This is a genomic window from Pseudomonas sp. B12(2026) (genome assembly GCF_057767015.1).
This window is the reverse complement of sequence record NZ_CM173430.1, coordinates 3712920-3732069: the sequence shown is the minus strand read 5'-3', so window position 1 is coordinate 3732069 and position 19150 is coordinate 3712920. Positions and strand designations below refer to the sequence as shown.

The 19150-nt window shown below is 69.5% G+C and carries 15 protein-coding genes; 9 read left to right on the top strand and 6 right to left on the bottom strand.

Annotation, left to right across the window (positions count from 1 at the left end):
- Positions 1 to 340: 340 nt before the first annotated feature.
- Positions 341 to 1621 (bottom strand): CynX/NimT family MFS transporter, encoded by a 1281-nt coding sequence (locus AC3B6A_RS17275; RefSeq protein WP_488398434.1) that lies wholly within the window; start codon positions 1619 to 1621, stop codon positions 341 to 343.
- Between the two features lie 24 nt (positions 1622 to 1645).
- Positions 1646 to 2293 (bottom strand): FadR/GntR family transcriptional regulator, encoded by a 648-nt coding sequence (locus AC3B6A_RS17270; protein ID WP_488398433.1) that lies wholly within the window; start codon positions 2291 to 2293, stop codon positions 1646 to 1648.
- A gap of 262 nt (positions 2294 to 2555) precedes the next feature.
- On the opposite strand from AC3B6A_RS17270, the gene kdpF reads away from it, so the two are divergent.
- From kdpF to AC3B6A_RS17240, 6 genes are all read left to right on the top strand, one after another.
- The gene (gene kdpF / locus AC3B6A_RS17265; protein WP_009618573.1) at positions 2556 to 2645 is read left to right on the top strand and encodes a K(+)-transporting ATPase subunit F; all 90 of its coding nucleotides are present in this window, start codon (positions 2556 to 2558) and stop codon (positions 2643 to 2645) included.
- An 8-nt stretch (positions 2646 to 2653) separates the two neighbouring features.
- Entirely contained in the window at positions 2654 to 4348 is a 1695-nt protein-coding gene (kdpA, locus tag AC3B6A_RS17260; RefSeq protein WP_488398432.1) for a potassium-transporting ATPase subunit KdpA, read from the top strand.
- 12 nt (positions 4349 to 4360) lie between these two features.
- Positions 4361 to 6430, top strand: a complete 2070-nt coding sequence (gene kdpB / locus AC3B6A_RS17255) for a potassium-transporting ATPase subunit KdpB (RefSeq protein ID WP_488398431.1) — start codon at positions 4361 to 4363, stop codon at positions 6428 to 6430.
- A 151-nt stretch (positions 6431 to 6581) separates the two neighbouring features.
- The gene (kdpC, locus tag AC3B6A_RS17250) at positions 6582 to 7130 is read left to right on the top strand and encodes a potassium-transporting ATPase subunit KdpC (protein WP_488398430.1); all 549 of its coding nucleotides are present in this window, start codon (positions 6582 to 6584) and stop codon (positions 7128 to 7130) included.
- 155 nt (positions 7131 to 7285) lie between these two features.
- The gene (locus AC3B6A_RS17245; RefSeq protein WP_488398429.1) at positions 7286 to 9943 is read left to right on the top strand and encodes a DUF4118 domain-containing protein; all 2658 of its coding nucleotides are present in this window, start codon (positions 7286 to 7288) and stop codon (positions 9941 to 9943) included.
- A 43-nt stretch (positions 9944 to 9986) separates the two neighbouring features.
- Positions 9987 to 10679 (top strand): response regulator, encoded by a 693-nt coding sequence (locus tag AC3B6A_RS17240; RefSeq protein WP_488403628.1) that lies wholly within the window; start codon positions 9987 to 9989, stop codon positions 10677 to 10679.
- Between the two features lie 666 nt (positions 10680 to 11345).
- Here AC3B6A_RS17240 and AC3B6A_RS17235 read toward each other — a convergent pair.
- Positions 11346 to 12380, bottom strand: coding sequence for a patatin-like phospholipase family protein (locus tag AC3B6A_RS17235; RefSeq protein ID WP_488398428.1), 1035 nt, complete (start codon positions 12378 to 12380; stop codon positions 11346 to 11348).
- Positions 12381 to 12488: 108 nt separating this feature from the next.
- Here AC3B6A_RS17235 and selD point away from each other — a divergent pair, with 108 nt between their 5' ends.
- Positions 12489 to 13523 (top strand): selenide, water dikinase SelD, encoded by a 1035-nt coding sequence (selD, locus tag AC3B6A_RS17230; protein WP_488398427.1) that lies wholly within the window; start codon positions 12489 to 12491, stop codon positions 13521 to 13523.
- Complete coding sequence (gene mnmH, locus AC3B6A_RS17225; protein WP_488398426.1) at positions 13523 to 14623, top strand: tRNA 2-selenouridine(34) synthase MnmH; 1101 nt, start codon at positions 13523 to 13525, stop codon at positions 14621 to 14623. Before selD ends, mnmH begins: the two co-directional genes overlap by 1 nt.
- A 67-nt stretch (positions 14624 to 14690) precedes the next feature.
- Here mnmH and AC3B6A_RS17220 read toward each other — a convergent pair whose 3' ends face one another.
- Positions 14691 to 15683 carry an aldo/keto reductase gene (locus tag AC3B6A_RS17220; RefSeq protein WP_488398425.1) on the bottom strand — a complete coding sequence of 331 codons (993 nt, stop codon included), beginning with the start codon at positions 15681 to 15683 and terminating at the stop codon, positions 14691 to 14693.
- 115 nt (positions 15684 to 15798) lie between these two features.
- Between AC3B6A_RS17220 and AC3B6A_RS17215 the strand changes: the two genes are divergently transcribed.
- Entirely contained in the window at positions 15799 to 16698 is a 900-nt protein-coding gene (locus AC3B6A_RS17215) for a LysR family transcriptional regulator (protein ID WP_488398424.1), read from the top strand.
- A gap of 98 nt (positions 16699 to 16796) precedes the next feature.
- On the opposite strand, the gene guaD is transcribed toward AC3B6A_RS17215, so the two are convergent.
- A complete protein-coding gene (guaD, locus tag AC3B6A_RS17210; protein ID WP_488398423.1) occupies positions 16797 to 18101 on the bottom strand; it encodes a guanine deaminase in 1305 nt (434 codons plus the stop codon).
- Between the two features lie 163 nt (positions 18102 to 18264).
- On the bottom strand, positions 18265 to 19116 hold the full coding sequence (xdhC, locus tag AC3B6A_RS17205; RefSeq protein WP_488398421.1) for a xanthine dehydrogenase accessory protein XdhC: 852 nt from the start codon (positions 19114 to 19116) through the stop codon (positions 18265 to 18267).
- Between the last annotated feature and the right edge of the window lie 34 nt (positions 19117 to 19150).

The window sequence follows — 19150 nt, the reverse complement described above, 5'->3', positions numbered from 1 at the left end:
CCTGCATCCGGTTTTTCGCTTAGGCGAAAAATTTCCTCGCTCCATCGGAGTTTCAGGGGCCCGCGTTGACGGGCCATCCCTGGCCCGACAACGCTCTCGCGACATCCATGTCGCTCGACCCCTGAAACTCCGATTCCACTCGGCCTCCTGAAGGGGCGCTCCGGTGCGCTCGGAGGTTTCTCTGGAAGTCCTAGAGCCAGAGCTGGAGCCGGAGCCAGAGCCAGAGCCAGAGCTGGAGCGGAGCGCAGCGCTGGCGCTCTCGTAGGAGCGGACCTTGTCCGCGAAATGTCAGCCCTGCTCAAGAGCATCGCGGAGAAGCTCCGCTCCTACGAAAAGCACCTCAGACGTGCTCGCTCTTCACCTGCACCAGCCGGTCGCGCCCGGCGCCCAGGCCGGAGACGATGCCGGCCGCCGCCACCACCACGAAGATCACCCCGGTCGCTCCCCAGCCGCCGGTGACGTCGTGCACCACGCCGACCAGGAAGGGCCCGCAGGCCGCGAGGGTGTAGCCCACGCCCTGGGCCATGCCGGAGAGGTTGGAGGCGACGTGGGCGTCCGGCGAGCGCAGGACGATCAGCGCCAGCGCGATGCTGAAGGCGGCGCCCTGGCCGAGGCCGAGCACCACCGCCCAGCCCCATATCCCGGAGAGCGGCGCGTAGAGCAGCCCGAGCAGGCCGGCCAGGCTCAGGCCCATGACGATCACCACCGCCACCCGCTGGTCGCGGCCGCGGGTGGCCAGCCAGGGGGCGGCCAGGGCGCTGAACAGCTGCACCATCACCGAGCCGGACAGCACCAGCCCGGCCTCCACCGCGCCCAGGCCGCGGTCGATGAGGATCGACGGCACCCAGCCGAAGACGATGTAGGCCAGCGACGACTGCAGGCCCATGTACAGCGTGACCTGCCAGGCCAGCGGCTCGCGCCACAGGCCCTTGACCTTGTACATCGGGCGGTGGGCGTGGTGCCTCTGCCGGGTCTGCGGCGCCCAGATCGCCGCCGCGAGCACGGCCGGCAGCGCCCAGAAGGCCAGCGCCAGCTGCCAGCTGTCGCCCATCAGCCCGGCCAGCGGCACGCTGGCGCCGGCGGCGGTGGCCGCGCCCAGGCACAGGGCCATGGTGTAGACGCCGGTCATGGTCCCGGCGATGCGCGGGAAGTCGCGCTTGACGATGCCCGGCAGCAGCACGCCGATGATGCCGATGCTGGCGCCGGCCAGCAGGCTGCCGAGGAACAGCCCGGCCACCGGGAACAGGCTGCGCAGCACGATGCCGGCGGCCAGGGTGAGCAGGATCAGCAGCACCGTGCGCTCCGCGCCGAGGCGGCGGGCGAGCACCGGCGCCAGCGGCGCGAACAGGCCCAGGCAGAGCACCGGCAGGGTGGTCAGCAGGCCGGCGGCGGAGGCCGAGAGGCCGGTGCCGTCGCGCACGCTGTTGAGCAGCGGGGCGAGGCTCGACAGCGCCGGGCGCAGGTTCAGCGCCACCAGCACCAGGCCCAGGAGCAGCAGCCAGGTGCGCGGCGGGCGGGCCGGGGGCGTCGGTTCGTCGTTGGCTTCGGCGTCGACCAGCAGCGCCTGCGCGGGGCGGGACGGCGTGTGTTCGGTGTCGCGTGGGTCTTGGGGCAGGGACATGGCGGGCATCCGGCGGAAGGGGCGTCAGATCAGCAGCGCGCGGTTGGCGCGGGCGGCGGCGTCGGCATCGCCGCGTTCGATGGCGTCGAGCAGCTCGCGGTGCAGCTCGAAGCTCGGCTGCGGGCGGTCCGGGTCGCCGATGGTGCGTTCCAGGCCGGCGCGGATCACCTGGGAGAAGTAGCGGTACAGCTCGCTGAGCACCGGGTTGTGGGCGCTGTCCACCACGCGCTGGTGGAAGGCCAGGTCGTGGACGATGTAGTCGTCCAGCGCGCCGCCATGGCGGGCGGCGGAGGCTGCCAGGGCCTCGCGCAGGGCCAGGATGTCCGCCTCGCTGCGGCGCCCGGCGGCCAGCCGGCTGGCTTCCACCTCGATGATGCCGCGCGCTTCCAGGGCCTGTTCGACCGAGCTGCGCGCCAGCACCAGCATGGCGTCCAGCGGGTTGGCGCGGGCGCGCACGTAGGTGCCGTCGCCCTGGCGCACTTCCAGCACGCCGGAGAAGGTCAGCACGCGCACCGCTTCGCGCACGGTGTTGCGGCTCATGCCGAGGGTCTCGGCGAGTTCGGGCTCCGGCGGCAGGCGCTGGCCGAGGGGCCAGCGGCCGTCGTCGATGCGCGAGCGGATCTGCTCGAGGGCGATGTCCACCAGCGAGCGCTTCTGCAGGGAACTGGTCATGGAAACATCCAATCATCGGATGAATTGATGGAGCCCAAGCCTAGGACATGCCCGGGGAGGGTTGCAAACGCGGGGCATCTGCCGCGCCGGCGAGCTCGGGAGCGGCGCCGTAAAGGCTTCGCAAAGCGGGTTCCGGGCGCCGTGCCGCGTGGCTTTTTACACAATCTTTATGTCCCGCCGGGGCCTCGGGAATCGCTCCTTTACGCCGTCCTTGCGGAAAATTTCCATCAAGCGGCAAGCCCGCATGAAGGAGAAAGAAGCCATGAGCGTGCTCGACGGAGTGTCCCTGGTCCTGGCCACGGGACTGTTCATCTATCTGCTGGTGGCGCTGCTGCGCGCCGACCGTTCCTAGGAGTGGCCATGAACAGCCATGACGTATTGCTGATCGTCGCCTTTCTGGCGCTGGTGCTGGTGCCGGCGCCGTTCCTCGGGCGTTTCTACTACAAGGTGATGGAAGGACAGCGCACCTTCCTCAGTCCGCTCTTCCTGCCAGTGGAACGGCTGATCTACCGCGCCTGCGGCATCGACCCGGAGGTCCAGCAGGACTGGAAGGGCTACACCGTCGCGCTGCTGGTCTTCAACCTGGCGGGGCTGGCGTTGCTGTTCGCCATCCTCATGCTGCAGGGCGCGTTGCCGCTCAACCCGCAGAAGCTGCCGGGCCTGGAATGGACCCTGGCGTTCAACACCGCGGTGAGCTTCGTCACCAACACCAACTGGCAGGCCTACAGCGGCGAGGCGTCGCTGAGCTACCTGAGCCAGATGCTCGGCCTGACCGTGCAGAACTTCGTCAGCCCCGCCGTCGGCCTGGCGGTGCTGGTGGCGCTGGCCCGCGGCATCGCGCGCAAGTCGACCAACGACCTGGGCAACTTCTGGGTCGACCTGACCCGCGCCACTCTCTACGGGCTGATCCCGCTGTGCCTGCTGCTGGCGCTGCTGCTGGTCTGGCAGGGCGTGCCGCAGACCTTCCTGGACTACGCCCACGCGCTGACCCTGCAGGGCAGCGACCAGTCCATCCCGCTCGGCCCGGCCGCCAGCCAGATCGCCGTCAAGCAGCTGGGCACCAACGGCGGCGGCTTCTTCGGCGTGAACTCGGCGCACCCGTTCGAGAACCCGACCATTTGGAGCAACCTGTTCGAGGTGGCGTCGATCATCCTGATCCCCGCCGCGCTGGTGTTCACCTTCGGCCACTACGTCAAGGACCTGCGCCAGAGCCGCGCCATCCTCGGCTGCATGCTGGTGCTGTTCGCCCTGGGCCTTGGCGTGTCGCTGTGGGCCGAGTACCAGCCGAACCCGGCGCTCAGCGCGCTGCCGGTGGAGCAGGTCGCGCCGCTGGAAGGCAAGGAAAGCCGCTTCGGCACCACCGCCAGCGTGCTCTGGGCGGTGACCACCACGGCCGCCTCCAACGGCTCGGTGAACACCATGCATGACAGCCTCAACCCGCTGTCGGGCATGGTCGCGATGATCAACATGATGGTCGGCGAAGTGATCTTCGGCGGTGTCGGCGCCGGGCTCTACGGCATGCTGCTGTTCGTCCTGATCGCCGTGTTCCTCGCCGGGCTGATGGTCGGCCGCACCCCGGAATACCTCGGCAAGAAGCTGGAGGCGCGGGAAGTCCGTCTGCTGGTGGCGACCCTGCTGGTGATGCCGGTGGGCGTGCTGGTGCTCGGCGCCATCGCCGCCAGCCTGCCGGGCCCGGCCGCCGCGGTCACCAACCCCGGCCCGCACGGCTTGAGCCAGTTGCTCTACGCCTACACCTCGGGCTCGGCGAACAACGGTTCGGCCTTTGCCGGCTTCGGCGCCAACACCCCGTTCCACAACCTGATGATCGCCCTGGCCATGCTGATCGGCCGCTTCGGCTACATCCTCCCGGTGCTGGCGATTGCCGGCAGCCTGGCGGCGAAGAAGGCCACCCCGGTCGGACCGAACAGCTTCCCCACCCACGGCCTGCTGTTCGTCAGCCTGCTCACCGCCACCATCCTGCTGGTGGGCGGCCTGAACTTCCTGCCGACGCTGGTGCTTGGCCCGGTGGCCGATCACCTGACGCTTGGCTTCTGAGGAGCTTTCGCAATGAATGCGCGTACCCAGGATCTCGCCCTGAAGAACCCGTCGAGAGGCACCGAAAAACGCCCGAGCACCGCCTTCTCCGCCCTGTGGAAGCCGGCGCTGGTGCAGTCCTTCGCCAAGCTCGACCCGCGCCAGCTGCAACGCTCGCCGGTGATGCTGGTGGTGGCCCTGACCGCCGTGCTGACCACCGTGCTGTGCGTGGTCGGCGGCGACTCGGTGCCGACCTTCGTGGCCGTGCAGATCGCCGTCTGGCTGTGGTTCACCGTGCTCTTCGCCAACTTCGCCGAGGCCCTCGCCGAGGGCCGCGGCAAGGCCCGCGCCGATAGCCTGAAGGCCGGCGCCCAGGGCCTGCAGGCCATGCGCCGCAGTGCCGGCGGCAGCTTCGAGAAAGTCGCCGCCAGCAGCCTGCGCAAGGGCGACGTGGTGCGCGTCGAGGCCGGCGAGCTGATCCCCGGCGACGGCGAGGTGATCGAGGGCGTGGCGGCGGTCAACGAGTCCGCCATCACCGGCGAATCCGCGCCAGTGATCCGCGAATCCGGCGGCGACCGCTCGGCCGTCACCGGCAACACCCGGCTGGTCTCCGACTGGCTGCTGGTGAAGATCACCGCCAACCCCGGCGAGTCCACCCTCGACCGCATGATCGCCCTGGTGGAAGGCGCCAAGCGGCAGAAGACGCCCAACGAAGTGGCGCTGGACATCCTGCTGATCGGCCTGACCCTGATCTTCCTGCTGGTGGTCGTCACCCTGAAGCCCTTCGCCCTGTTCTCCGGCGGCAACCTGCCGCTGGTGTTCCTGGTGGCGCTGCTGGTGACCCTGATCCCCACCACCATCGGCGGCCTGCTCTCGGCCATCGGCATCGCCGGCATGGACCGCCTGGTGCGCCTGAACGTGATCGCCAAGTCCGGCCGCGCGGTGGAAGCGGCGGGCGACGTGCACGTGCTGATGCTCGACAAGACCGGCACCATCACCTTCGGCAACCGCCGCTGCAGCGCGCTGCACACCGCCCCCGGCGTGCAGCCGCTGGAGCTGGCCGAGGGCGCCTTCCTCGCCTCGCTGGCCGACGACACCCCTGAGGGCAAGTCCATTGTAGAGTTCCTCCGCGCGCAGATCGTCCTGGCGGAGCCGGAGCGCAACCGCGTGACGCCGATCGCCTTCAGCGCCGAGACGCGCCTGTCGGGCATCGACTTCGACGGCCACGTCTACCGCAAGGGCGCGGTCGACGCCGCGCTGGCCTTCGTCGGCATGGACCGCACGCAGATGCCGGACAGCCTGGCCAAGGAGATCGAGCGCATCGCCCAGAGCGGCGGTACGCCGCTGCTGGTGGTGGCCGACGGCAGGCTGCTGGGCGCCATCCACCTCAAGGATGTGGTCAAGCCGGGCATCCGCGAGCGTTTCGCCGAGCTGCGCCGGATGGGCATCCGCACCGTGATGGTGACCGGCGACAACCCGCTGACCGCCGCCGCCATCGCCGCCGAGGCGGGGGTGGACGACGTGATTGCCGAGGCCACGCCGGAGAAGAAGCTGGCGCGCATCCGCCAGGAGCAGGGCGAGGGGCGCATGGTCGCCATGTGCGGCGACGGCGCCAACGACGCCCCCGCACTGGCCCAGGCCGACGTCGGCATGGCGATGAACGACGGCACCCAGGCCGCCCGCGAGGCCGCCAACCTGGTCGACCTGGACAGCGACCCGACCAAGCTGCTGGACGTGGTGCAGGTGGGCAAGGAACTGCTGGTGACCCGCGGCGCGCTGACCACCTTCTCGGTGGCCAACGACGTGGCCAAGTACTTCGCCATCCTCCCCGCGCTGTTCGCCGGCATCTACCCGCAGCTGGGCGTGCTCAACGTGATGAAGCTGGCCAGCCCGCAGAGCGCGATCCTCTCGGCCATCGTGTTCAACGCGCTGATCATCGTCGCGCTGATCCCCCTGGCCCTGCGCGGCGTGCGCGTGCAGGCCACCGACGCCTCGCACCTGCTGCGGCGCAACCTGCTGATCTACGGCGTGGGCGGCATCGTCGCGCCCTTCGTGGGGATCAAGCTGATCGACATGCTGCTGGTGGCCATCGGTCTGGCCTGACGACGGCTGCTTTTCGTAGGAGCGAGCTTGCTCGCGAACCGCCCAACGCCGGAGCGACCGGGAAGCTGGTTCGCGAGCAAGCTCGCTCCTACAGGTAAGGCCCGGCTTCGATTCCGCCGGACGCTCCGAACCCAACAGAGGAACACCGAAAATGCTCAAACACCTCCGTCCCGCCATCGCCTCGCTGGCCCTGCTCAGCCTGGTCACCGGCGTCGCCTATCCGCTGGCCGTCACCGCCATCGCCCAGGTGGCCTTCCACGACCAGGCCAACGGCAGCCTGGTCCGCGACGAGCAGGGCAACGTGCGCGGCTCGGCGCTGATCGCGCAGAAGTTCGACGGCGCCCAGTGGTTCCACCCGCGCCCCTCGGCCGGCGACTTCGCCACCGTCTCCAGCAGCGCCAGCAACCTCGCGCCCGGCAACCCGGCGCTGGCCGAACGCATCGCCAAGGACGCCGCCGCCCAGCGCGTCGGCGCCCAGCCGGTGCCGCTGGCGCTGGTCACCACCTCCGGCAGCGGCCTCGACCCGCAGCTGCCGCCCCAGGCCGCGCTGTACCAGGTGCCGCGCATCGCCCTGGAGCGCGGCGTGCCGGCGGCCAGCCTGGAGAAGCTGGTGGAAGCCAACACGCAGCGCCCGCTGGTCGGCCCCGCCGTGGTCAACGTGCTGGCGCTGAACATGGCCCTGGCCGGTCTGCCTCGCTAGACTCCAGCGCCAATGCGGTCCGGGCCGTGGGACGATGTTTCCTGCGCGCCTCGGACAACCCCCTCCCCCTTCGGGAGAGGGCAGGGGTGAGGGGCTTTGCCGGCTCACTCCAGATGACATGAAGCGAGCGCCAGAAGCGCTCCGAGGATAGCCACATGACCGACCCCAACCGCGCCGACGCCCTGCTTGCCGACCTGCCGAGCATGGGCCGCGGCCGCCTGAAAGTGTTCCTCGGCGCGGCGCCGGGGGTCGGCAAGACCTACGCCATGCTGCTCGCCGCGCAAACCCAGCTGCGCCAGGGCGTGAACCTGCGCGTCGGCATCGTCGAGACCCACGGCCGCGCCGAGACCGAGGCGCTGCTCGCCGGCCTGCCGCAGCAGGCGCTCAAGCGCTCCGAGTACCGCGGCATCCAGCTGGTGGAAATGGACCTCGACGGCCTGCTCGCCGACCCGCCGCAACTGGCGCTGGTCGACGAGCTGGCCCACAGCAACGCCCCCGGCAGCCGCCACGCCAAGCGCTGGCAGGACATCCAGGAGCTGCTCGCGGCCGGCATCGACGTCTACACCACGGTCAACGTGCAGCACCTGGAAAGCCTCAACGACCAGGTACGCGACATCACCGGCGTGCTGGTGCGCGAGACGGTGCCCGACTGGGTATTGCAGGAAGCCTACGAACTGCTGCTGGTCGACCTGCCGCCGCGCGAGCTGCTGGAGCGCCTGCGCGAAGGCAAGGTCTACGTGCCCGAACAGGCGCGCGCCGCCATCGACGCCTTCTTCAGCCAGACCAACCTCACCGCCCTGCGCGAGCTGGCCATGCAGACGGCGGCGGCGCGGGTCGACGCCGACCTCGCCCATCGCTACCGCCAGCAGGGCGGCGAGGCCCCGGCGGTGCGCGGGCGCCTGCTGGTCGGGGTGGACGGCGAGCAGAACGCCGAGCGCCTGGTGCGTCACGCCTGCCGCGTGGCCGAGCGCCGGCACCTGCCCTGGTCGCTGGTCCACGTCGACACCGGCGAGGCGCGCAGCGAGGAGTCGCGCATGCGGTTGCAGAGCGCCCAGCAACTGGCCGAGCGCCTGGGCGGCGACGTGGTGGAACTGCGCGGCGGCGAAGTCGTGCGCACCCTGATCGAACATGCCCGGGAACGCCGCGCCAGCCTGCTGCTGGTGGGCCGCTCGCGGCAGCGCTGGCACCGCCGGCTGTTCGGCGGCGGCCTGGCGGCACGCCTGCTGCGCCTGGGCGCCGGGCTGGAAATCAGCGTGCTCGACAGCGAAGCCGACCTGGCGCCGCGCCAGGCGCACCCGCGCATGCCCTGGCCCTGGGGCGACTACCTGCTGGCGGCGCTCGCCGCCGCCGGCGCCAGCCTCCTGGCCTGGGTGGTGGCCCGGACCCTGGAACTGCCCAACATCTCCCTGGTGTTCCTCGCCGCCGTGCTGCTGGTGGCGGTGCGCAGCAGCCTGGGGCCGGCGCTGGCCTGCGCCGTGCTGTCGTTCCTGGTCTACGACTTCCTGTTCATCCCGCCGTACTTCTCCTTCGCCATCCAGCGCGAGGAGGACGTGCTGACCCTGCTGTTCTTCCTGCTCATGGCCGGCCTCACCGGCAACCTCGCCGCCCGCCAGCGCCGGCAGTTGCAGGCCCTGCGCGACACCCAGGAAGAGACCAGCCAGATGCTCGAACTGTCGCGCAAGCTCACCGCCGCCACCGACCGCCAGGCGGTGATGGCCGCCGCCGCGCAGCAACTGGGCGGCTGGGAAGGGCTGGACGTCTGCCTGCTCGGCCAGACCCACGGCGAGTGGAAGGTGGAGGGCGGCCTGAACCGCCCGCTGGACGACCAGGAACGCGCCGCCGCCGACTGGTCCTGGCAGCACAACCAGCCCGCCGGGCTGGGCACCGGCACCCTGCCGGGCGGGCGCTGGTGGTGGTGGCCGCTGGCGGGCGAGGAGGGGCCGCTGGCGCTGCTCGGCGTCAGCCCGCGCGACGGCCAGCCGCTGCCCGGCTCGCGCCGCCGCCTGCTCGCCGCCCTCGGCCAGCCGCTGGCCCAGGCCCTGGCCCGCGCGCGGCTGGCCGAAGACCTGGAAGCCGCCCGCCTGCACGGCGAAACCGAGCAGCTGCGCAGCGCACTGCTGGCCTCGGTCAGCCACGACCTGCGCACCCCGCTGACCTCCATGCGCGGCTCCATCGACAGCCTGTTGGCCCTGGGCGATGCGATTCCGCCGGCGGATCGCCGCGAGCTGCTGGAAGGCACCCGCGACGAAGCCGAGCGCCTGGACCGCTACATCCAGAACCTGCTGGACATGACCCGCCTGGGCCACGGCGGCCTGAAGCTCTCGCGCGACTGGGTGGCGCCCGGCGACATCGTCGGCAGCGCGCTCAACCGCCTGCGCGCGGTGGTCGCCCCGTACCGCGTGGAAACCCGCGTGCCGCCAGACCTGCCGCTGCTCTACGTGCACGCCGCGCTGATCGAGCAGGCGCTGGTCAACGTGCTGGAAAACGCCGCGCGCTTCTCGCCGCCCCAGGGCCGCCTGCGCATCGCGGTGGAGACCGGCGACGGCGAACTGCGCTTCTCGGTCAGCGACGAGGGGCCGGGGATTCCGCTGGCGGAGCGGGAGAAGATCTTCGACATGTTCTACACCGCCGCCCGTGGCGATCGCGGCGGGCAGGGCACCGGCCTGGGCCTGGCGATCTGCCAGGGTATGGTCGGCGCCCACGGCGGGCGGATCACCGTCGAGGACGGCATCGACGGGCGCGGCACCACCCTCGTGCTGCACCTGCCGCTGCAGCAGCAGCCGGACCTGGAGCAACTTGATGCCGTCAGCTGAAAGGCTCAAGCTGGGCGGCCCTGACAGCCAGCCCAGCTCCCCGATGAACGCCAGCGCCGCCACCATCCTGGTCGTCGACGACGAACCGCAGATCCGCAAGTTCCTCCGCATCAGCCTCAGCGCCGGCGGCTACAAGGTGCTGGAAGCCGGCACCGGCGAGGAAGGCCTGGCCCAGGCCGCGCTGGGCCGCCCGGACCTGGTGGTGCTCGACCTCGGCCTGCCGGACAAGGACGGCCAGGACGTGCTGCGCGAACTGCGCGAGTGGTCGCAGGTGCCGGTGCTGGTGCTTTCGGTGCGTGCCAGCGAGAGCGAGAAGGTGCTGGCGCTGGACAGCGGCGCCAACGACTACGTGACCAAGCCCTTCGGCATCCAGGAATTCCTCGCCCGCATCCGCGTGCTGCTGCGCCAGGGCGCCAGCGGCGAGGGCCAGGAGGCGCTGGTCCGGGTCGGCCCGCTGAGCGTCGATTTCTCCTACCGCCGCGTGCTGCTGGACGACGCCGAAGTGGCGCTGACCCGCAAGGAATACGCGGTGCTCTCGACCCTGGCCCGCCATCTTGGCCGGGTGGTCACCCAGCAGCAACTGCTCAAGGACATCTGGGGCCCGACCCACACCGAAGACACCCATTACCTGCGCGTGGTGGTCGGCCACCTGCGGCAGAAACTCGCCGACGACCCGGCCAGCCCGCGCTTCATCGTCACCGAGGCCGGCGTCGGTTATCGCTTGCGCGAGGGCTGATCGCCCCGCGATCCTGCCCGCGATCCGCGCCCACGGGCCGCTCCCGCAGGTGGGCGCCGCGCTTTCCCTGTCCTGTAGGAGCGGACCTTGTCCGCGATGCTCTTCGTAGATGGATAATGCGCAGCGTTATTCACCGATGGGTATCGCTTCGCTCCACGCCATCCTACGACGTGCAAATCCTTCAGCCGCCGCTCTTCCCGTTACACCGAAATCGCAGGCGCGCGCAGAGTCCCGTCAGGAGGCCGAGTGGAGGTATTGCGCAGAGGGGCGAGCGGCATGGATGCCGCGAGAGGCTTGAAGGGCCAGGGACGGCCCTTGCAAGCCGACCCTCGGAGCGATACCGGAAGGAGGGCAGTCTGAGCGAAGCGAAGACCCGGATGTCGGGACGGGCCCTTTTGGTTCCTTTTGGGGCCCCAAAAGGGACTCGCCCGGGAGGGCGAAACCCAATCTCTCAGCGCACGCCGAGGCGGCGCAGAAACACCTAATCCCGAAAGACAAAAAGCATCGCGGAGAAGCTCCGCTCCTACGAAAGCGATGCACCCCGCAGGAGCGGACTGCGTCCGCGATCAGCCACAGTTCGCGAGCAAGCAGGTCGGGCCGGTGCGCTCTTCGCTCTTCGTAGGAGCGAGCTCGCTCGCGAACCGCCCAACGCCGCTCTCGCCGCGATCAGGAATTCTCCTCCTCATACCGGTCCAGCGTATCGCTGGCGATCTGCCGGCCGAGGGCGATGAGTTCCGGGGCCTTGTAGAACTCGAAGAAACGACACACGCGCTTGGGCACGTTGATCAGGACGTCCGGCGGGTAACCGGCGATCTTGTATTGCGCCAGCGACGTCTGCATCACCTCGAAGCTCTGGTTGACCAGCTCCAGCAGCGAGGCCGGGCTGCTGCTGTCGATCACCCGGGTGCCGGTGGCCGAGCTCCCGTTCCGGGCCGCGGCGGCCAGTGGCTGCCCTATCTCCGGTAGGGCCGGGTCCTCGGCGCTGTCCGGTACCGGGTGGAGCAGGGCCTCGGGCAGCAGTTCCGGCGGCGACTCGGCGTCGTTGCCCTGGCGGCGGAAGAAACTCAGCTTGCTGCTCAGGCTGCCGATCACCGCGTCGAAGCGGCCCTTGAGCGCGGGCGGGCGCTCGATCACCGGCAGCGAATACTGGCGCTGGTTGGTGGCGTTGAGGTTGACCGCGACGATCAGGTCGGCATGGGTCGAGACCACCGGGACGATCGGCAGCGGGTTGAGCAGGCCGCCGTCCACCAGCATGCGGCTGCCCTGCATGACCGGGGTGAACAGGCTCGGAATCGCCGCCGAGGCGCGCATGGCCTGGTGCAGGCAGCCTTCCTGGAACCAGACTTCATGCTGGTTGGTGAGGTCGGTGGCCACCGCGGTATAGGGGATCGGCAGGTCTTCGATGTCGATCTCGCCGAGAATTTCGTGGATCTTGCCAAATACCCGCTCGCCGCGGATGGCGCCGAGGCGGAAGCTCACGTCGAGCAGGCGCAGCACGTCCAGGTAGTCCAGGCTCTCCACCCAGTCGCGGTACTCGTCCAGCTTGCCGGCGGCGTAGATACCGCCGATCACCGAGCCCATCGAGCAGCCGGCGATGCAGACGATCTCGTAGCCGCGCCGTTCGATCTCCTCGATCACGCCGATATGCGCGTAACCCCGCGCGCCACCGGAACCGAGCACCAGCGCAATCTGCTTTGACATCGGGCCATTCCCCTCATGAAACACTTCGACGATACGCCCGGGGGACAGGCGCCGCCAAGGTCGCTTTTGCTAGAATCGCCGTCTGTTTTTCTTTCGCCGGAGCCCGCGATGAGCGAACCGATCCGCCTGACCCAGTACAGCCATGGTGCCGGCTGTGGTTGCAAGATTTCCCCCAAGGTCCTGGAGGTCATCCTCGCCGGCAGCGGCGCGCAGAACCTCGACCCGAACCTGTGGGTCGGCAACGCCTCGCGCGACGATGCCGCCGTCTACGCCATCGACGCCGAGCGCGGCGTGGTGTCCACCACCGACTTCTTCATGCCGATCGTCGACGATCCCTTCGACTTCGGCCGCATCGCCGCCACCAACGCCATCAGCGACATCTACGCGATGGGCGGCGACCCGCTGATGGCCATCGCCATCCTCGGCTGGCCGGTGAACGTGCTGGCGCCGGAAATCGCCCGCGAGGTGATCGCCGGCGGCCGCAAGGTCTGCGACGAAGCCGGCATCCCGCTGGCTGGCGGCCACTCGATCGACGCACCCGAGCCGATCTTCGGCCTGGCGGTGACCGGCATGGTCGAGAAGCGCTTCATGAAGCGCAACGACACCGCCAGCGAAGGCTGCCGGTTGTACCTGACCAAGCCGCTGGGCATCGGCATCCTCACCACCGCCGAGAAGAAGTCCAAGCTGCGCGCCGAGGACATCGGCGTCGCCCGTGACTGGATGTGCACCCTGAACAAGCCCGGCGCGCGCTTCGGCAAGCTGGAAGGCGTGAAGGCGATGACCGACGTCACCGGCTTCGGCCTGCTCGGCCACCTGGTGGAAATGGCCGACGGCAGCGGCCTGACCGCGCGCATCCGCTACGACGCGGTGCCGCGCCTGGCCAGCGTCGAGTACTACCTGGAAGCCGGCTGCGTGCCCGGCGGCACCCTGCGCAACTTCGACAGCTACGGCGAGCGCATCGCGCCGCTGCCGGAGCTGCACAAGCTGCTGCTGTGCGACCCGCAGACCAGCGGTGGCCTGCTGGTGGCGGTGGAGCCAGAGGGCGAGGCGCAGTTCCTCGCCGCCGCGAAGGAGCTTGGCCTGGACCTGGCGTCCATCGGCGAACTGGTCGGCCGACAGCGTCACGCGGTCGAGGTGGTGTGATGCGCGAAAACACCCGCCACTACCGCGAGCTGTTCCTCGGCGATGTGAAGATGATGGACGTGCGCGCCCCGGTCGAGTTCGACAAGGGCGCCTTCCCGCACGTGGTGAACCTGCCGCTGATGAATGACAGCGAGCGGCAGAAGGTCGGCACCTGCTACAAGCAGAACGGCCAGCAGGCGGCCATCGCCCTGGGCCACGAGCTGGTCAACGGCAAGCTCAAGGCCGCGCGCATCGAGGCCTGGGCGAACTTCGCCCGCGCCAACCCCGAGGGTTACCTGTACTGCTTCCGTGGCGGGCTGCGCTCGCAGATCACCCAGCAGTGGCTGAAGTCCGAGGCCGGCATCGACTACCCGCGCGTGGTCGGCGGCTACAAGGCGATGCGCGGTTTCCTCTTCGACACCACCCGCGCCGCCGTCGAGGAATGCCAGTTCGTGCTGGTGGGCGGCCTGACCGGCACCGGCAAGACCGAGGTGGTCGCCCGGCTGGCCAACAGCCTGGACCTGGAAGGCCACGCCAACCACCGCGGCTCCGCCTTCGGCCGCCGCGCCACGCCGCAGCCGGGGCAGATCGATTTCGAGAACCGCCTGGCCATCGACATCCTGAAGAAGCGCCACGCCGGCCTGGAGCAGTTCGTGCTGGAGGACGAAGGGCGCATCATCGGCAGCTGCGCGCTGCCGCTGGAGCTGTACCAGGGCATGCAGCACTACCCGCTGGTGTGGCTGGAGGACAGCTTCGAGCAGCGCGTGGGGCGCATCCTCAAGGACTACGTGATCGACCTGTGCGCCGATCACCTGCAGACGGTGGGCGAGGAGGGCGGCTTCGACGCCTTCGCGGCCTACCTGCGCAAGAGCCTGTCCGGCATCGTCAAGCGCCTGGGCGGCGAGCGCTACCAGCGCCTGGCGGCGATCATGGACGCGGCCCTGGAAGAGCAGAAGCGCAGCGGCGCGGTGGACCTGCACCGGGGCTGGATCGAGGGGCTGCTGAGCGAATACTACGACCCGATGTACGCCTACCAGCGCGAGAGCAAGGAGTCGCGCATCGAGTTCCGCGGCACGCAGGCCGAGGTGGTCGAGTACCTGAGCTTCCGCGCGGAGCGCTGAGTCCCCGAACGGTTCAAGCCGCCCCGTTCCCACGCCAGCGCGGCGCGGGAGCGGGGCGGGAACCGGCTCACTGGATCAGGTGCATCACCTCGGCGCTGTAGCGCCCGCCCGCGGCGACGCCGGCGGGGAAGATGGCGTCGATCTCGGCCAGTTCCGTGGCGCTGAGCTCCAGCGTGACGGCGGCGATGTTCTCCTCCAGGTACTTGCGCTGCTTGGTGCCCGGGATCGGCACCAGGTGCTCGCCCTGCGCCAGCACCCAGGCCAGCGCCAGCTGCGCGGGTTTCACCCCGCGGGCGGCGGCCAGTTCGCCGATTTTCTCCACCAGTTTCAGGTTCTTCGCGAAGTTTTCCCCGGTGAAGCGCGGGCTGGCGCGGCGGTAGTCGTCCGCGGCGAAGTCTTCCGGGCTTTTCAGCGCGCCGGTGAGGAAACCGCGCCCCAGCGGGCTGTAGGGCACGAAGCCGACGCCCAGGCGGCGGCAGGTCTCCAGCACGCCGTTCTCCTCCGGGTCGCGGGTCCACAGCGAGTATTCGCTTTGCAGCGCGGTGATCGGGTGGACCTTGTGGGCGCGCTCCAGGGTCTGCGCCGAGGCTTCGCTCAGGCCCAGGTAGCGCACCTTGCCGGCCCGCACCAGCTCGGCCATGGCGCCGACGGTTTCCTCGATGGGCACGCCCGGGTCGACGCGGTGCTGGTAATAGAGGTCGATGTGGTCGGTGCCCAGGCGCTTCAGGCTGCCTTCCACGGCTTGCCGCACATAGTCGGGGTGACCGTTGGCGCCCCGGCTCCGGGGGGCGTCGGGGTTGCGCACCAGGCCGAACTTGGTGGCCAGGAATACCTGCTCGCGCTTGCCTTTGAGCGCCCGGCCGAGCAGTTCTTCGTTGGTGTGCGGGCCGTAGACGTCGGCGGTGTCGAACAGCGTGACGCCCAGTTCCAGGGCGCGGTGCAGGGTGGCGATGGATTCCTGCTCGTCGCTGCCGGTGGTGTAGAAGTCGGACATGCCCATGCAGCCGAGGCCGATGGCGGAAACGCTGGGGCCCTGTGGGCCGAGACGGCGGGTTTTCATGCGGGATTCTCCGGTAAGTGAGGAAGCGGATTCATTCTTGTTGTTTGGCATGCATGGATAAACCGGCCATTTACGGTTTAACTATTTGGCCTCAGCGAATAATCGGAGTCCCGCCATGGACCGTTTGCAGGCCATGCAGGTGTTCACCCGCATCGTCGAACTCGAGGCTTTCGGACAGGCGGCGGACAGCCTGCAACTGCCGCGCGCCAGCGTGACCCAGCTGATCCAGCAGCTGGAGGCGCACCTCGGCGTGCAGCTGCTGCGCCGCACCACCCGCCAGGTCAGCGTCACCGCCGACGGCCAGGCCTATTACGAGCGCTGCGTGCGGCTGCTGGAAGACCTGGAGGAGGCGGAAAACTGCTTCTCCGACTCGCCGGACAACCCGCGCGGCAAGCTGCGGATCGACCTGCCCAGTTCGCTCGGGCGGCGGGTGGTGATCCCGGCGCTGCCGGAATTCTGCCGGCGCTATCCGCAGATCGAGCTGGAGCTGAGCCTCAACGACCGCCAGGTGGATCTGGTGCGCGAGGGCGTGGACTGCGTGCTGCGCGCCGGCGAGCTGGCGGACTCCAGCCTGGTGGGCCGGCGCATCGCCGAGCTGGAGCAGCTCACCTGCGTGAGCCGCGACTACCTGGCCGAATTCGGCCGCCCCGAGCATCCGGAGCGGCTCGCCGGCCATCAGGCGGTGAACTACCAGTCGGCCTCCAGCGGACGCATCTTCGACCTGGAGTTCCGCTTCGACGGCGAGTTGCGCACCACCCGGCTGCCCGGCCGGATCACGGTGAACAACGCCGACGCCTATATCGCCGCCTGCCGCGCCGGCTTCGGGCTGATCCAGGCGCCGCGCTACCACCTGTGCGACGGGCTGGCCAGCGGCGAGCTGGTGGAGGTCCTGCGCGAGTGGCAGCCGCCGCCGCTGCCGGTGAGCGTGCTCTACCCGGCGCGCCGCCAGCTGTCGCGGCGGCTGCGGGTGTTTTCCGATTGGCTGACGCAGTTGTTTGCCGAGCGCCGCTGGTGAGCGTTGTAGCAGGGGGCCGCAACTGTCCGGGCGGAAGAAAAGCGGCCCCGGCGCCGGGTTGGTCCTGAGCAAGGACCCGGCGTCGGGGCCGTAAGGGATCAGCCGCGGCGATGCACGCTGCGGCCGTGGGCGAAGGTTTCCTTGACGGTGCGGTCGTCGCCGAGGATGACCAGGGCGAAGAGTTTTTCCTCCAGGGTCCTGGCCTGCCGCAGGCGGTAGTCCAGCAGCGGGGTGGCCTTGTAGTCGAGGACCACGAAGTCGGCCTCGTTGCCCTGGGCGAAGCTGCCGACCTTGTCGTCCAGCGCCAGCGCGCGGGCGCCGCCGAGGGTGGCCAGGTACAGCGACTTGAACGGGTCGAGCCTGATGCCCTGCAGCTGCATCACCTTGTACGCCTCGTTCAGCGACTGCAGCTGGGAGAAGCTGGTGCCGGCGCCGACGTCGGTGCCCAGGCCGACCTTGACCTTGTGCTTTTCCAGCCTGGCCAGGTCGAACAGGCCGCTGCCGAGGAACAGGTTGGAGGTCGGGCAGAAGGCCACCGCCGAGCCGGTTTCCGACAGGCGCTGGCATTCGCCGTCGCATAGGTGCACGCCATGGGCGAACACCGAGCGCGGGCCGAGCAGGCCGTGGTGGTCATAGACGTCCAGGTAGCCCTTGCGCTGCGGGAACAGTTCCTTGACCCACTCGATTTCCTTGAGGTTTTCCGACAGGTGCGTGTGCAGGTACACGCCCGGATGCTCCTTGAGCAGGCGGCCGGCGGCGTCCAGCTGTTCCGGCGTGCTGGTCGGCGCGAAGCGCGGGGTCACCGCGTAGAGCAGGCGGCCCTTGCCGTGCCAGCGCTCGATCAGGGCCTTGCTGTCGGCGTAGCTGCTTTGCGCGGTGTCGGTCAGGTAGTCCGGGGCGTTGCGGTCCATCATCACCTTGCCGGCGATCAGGCGCAGGTCGAGCTTTTCGGCGGCGCCGAACAGCGCGTCCACCGACTGCGGGTGCACGGTGCCGAACACCAGCGCGGTGGTGGTGCCGGCGCGCAGCAGTTCCTTGAGGAAGATGCCGGCGACGTCGGCGGCGTGGGCCGGGTCGGCGAACTGCTTCTCGGTGGGGAAGGTGTAGGTGTTCAGCCAGTCCAGCAGTTGCTCGCCGTAGGAGGCGATCATGCCGGTCTGCGGGTAGTGGATGTGGGTGTCGATGAAGCCGGGGGTGATCAGCGCGTCGCGGTACTCCACCACCTCGACGCCGCCCAGTTGCGGCAACAGCTCGGCGGCGTGGCCGACGCGGGCGACCTTGCCGTCTTCCACCAGCAGGATGCCGTCCTCGAAATACTGGTAGGACTGCTCCACGCCGACGTCGCTGGGGTCGGCGATGCTGTGCAGGATGCTGGCGCGGTAGGCTTTGGCTTGAGTGCTCATCGAGGTCTCGCAAATCGGAATTGGCGCGTCTTTAGACGCTATTCGATGGGTATCGCTGGCGCTCGCGGAGCGCCGCCCGACCCATCCTACAAAAAGCTGGTCATGGCTCCGTAGGATGGGTGGAGCGAAGCGATACCCATCACGAAGCCAGGCATGTTGCCGATCAGGCGCCGCTCTCGGCGGTGCGCGCGCGGCGGCTCGTGGGTAACAGTCTGGCCACGCTGTTCTCGCCCTGGCCGGTCTGCTGACCGAAGGTGGCGTTGTAGGTGGCGATCACCTCGCCGGCGATGGACACGGCGATCTCCACCGGCAGCTTGCCCTTCACCTCGCCGAGGCCCATGGGGCAGCGCATGCGCTGCACGGTGTCGGCGGCGAAACCACGGTCGCGCAGGCGGTGTTCGAACTTGGCGCGCTTGGTGTCCGAGCCGATCAGGCCGAAGTAGGTGAAGTCGTTGCGTTCGAGGATTCTGGCGGTCAGCTCCAGGTCCAGCGCGTGGTTGTGGGTCATGACGATGAAGTAGCTGCCGGCGGGCATTTCGTCGATCTCGTCGATCACCTCCTCGTTGACCACCCGGGTCACGCCTTCGGGGATGTGCTCCGGAAACTCGGCCTCCCGCGAGTCGATCCAGCGCACCTTGCACGGCAGGCTGGCGAGCAGCGGCACCAGGGCGCGGCCGACGTGGCCGGCGCCGAACACGGCGATGTGCGCCTGGGGCTGGCCCATGGGCTCGAACAGCAGCACGGTGGCGCCGCCGCAGCACTGGCCGAGGCTGGCGCCGAGGCTGAAGCGCTCCAGCCTGGGCTCGCGCTCGCGGTTCTGCAGCATTTCGCGGGCGATGGCCATGGCCTTGAATTCGAGGTGGCCGCCGCCGATGGTGTCGTAGGCCTTGCCGGCGCTGACCACCATCTTCGAGCCGGCGTTGCGCGGGGTGGAGCCGCGTTCCTCGATGATGGTCACCAGCACGCTGGCTTCGGCGCGCTGTTGCAGGTCGGCGAGGGCACTGATCCAGTTCATCGTTCGATCCTCGGACATGGGCTTTTTGTAGGAG

Coding starts and splice junctions, on each gene's coding strand:
- AC3B6A_RS17240 (WP_488403628.1), top strand. CDS start 9,987: ATGAACGCCAGCGCCGCCACCATCCTGGTCGTCGACGACGAACCGCAG.
- mnmH (WP_488398426.1), top strand. CDS start 13,523: ATGCGCGAAAACACCCGCCACTACCGCGAGCTGTTCCTCGGCGATGTG.
- AC3B6A_RS17215 (WP_488398424.1), top strand. CDS start 15,799: ATGGACCGTTTGCAGGCCATGCAGGTGTTCACCCGCATCGTCGAACTC.
- kdpF (WP_009618573.1), top strand. CDS start 2,556: ATGAGCGTGCTCGACGGAGTGTCCCTGGTCCTGGCCACGGGACTGTTC.
- xdhC (WP_488398421.1), bottom strand. CDS start 19,116: ATGAACTGGATCAGTGCCCTCGCCGACCTGCAACAGCGCGCCGAAGCC.
- AC3B6A_RS17270 (WP_488398433.1), bottom strand. CDS start 2,293: ATGACCAGTTCCCTGCAGAAGCGCTCGCTGGTGGACATCGCCCTCGAG.
- AC3B6A_RS17245 (WP_488398429.1), top strand. CDS start 7,286: ATGACCGACCCCAACCGCGCCGACGCCCTGCTTGCCGACCTGCCGAGC.
- AC3B6A_RS17235 (WP_488398428.1), bottom strand. CDS start 12,380: ATGTCAAAGCAGATTGCGCTGGTGCTCGGTTCCGGTGGCGCGCGGGGT.
- selD (WP_488398427.1), top strand. CDS start 12,489: ATGAGCGAACCGATCCGCCTGACCCAGTACAGCCATGGTGCCGGCTGT.
- kdpA (WP_488398432.1), top strand. CDS start 2,654: ATGAACAGCCATGACGTATTGCTGATCGTCGCCTTTCTGGCGCTGGTG.
- guaD (WP_488398423.1), bottom strand. CDS start 18,101: ATGAGCACTCAAGCCAAAGCCTACCGCGCCAGCATCCTGCACAGCATC.
- AC3B6A_RS17220 (WP_488398425.1), bottom strand. CDS start 15,683: ATGAAAACCCGCCGTCTCGGCCCACAGGGCCCCAGCGTTTCCGCCATC.
- kdpC (WP_488398430.1), top strand. CDS start 6,582: ATGCTCAAACACCTCCGTCCCGCCATCGCCTCGCTGGCCCTGCTCAGC.
- AC3B6A_RS17275 (WP_488398434.1), bottom strand. CDS start 1,621: ATGTCCCTGCCCCAAGACCCACGCGACACCGAACACACGCCGTCCCGC.
- kdpB (WP_488398431.1), top strand. CDS start 4,361: ATGAATGCGCGTACCCAGGATCTCGCCCTGAAGAACCCGTCGAGAGGC.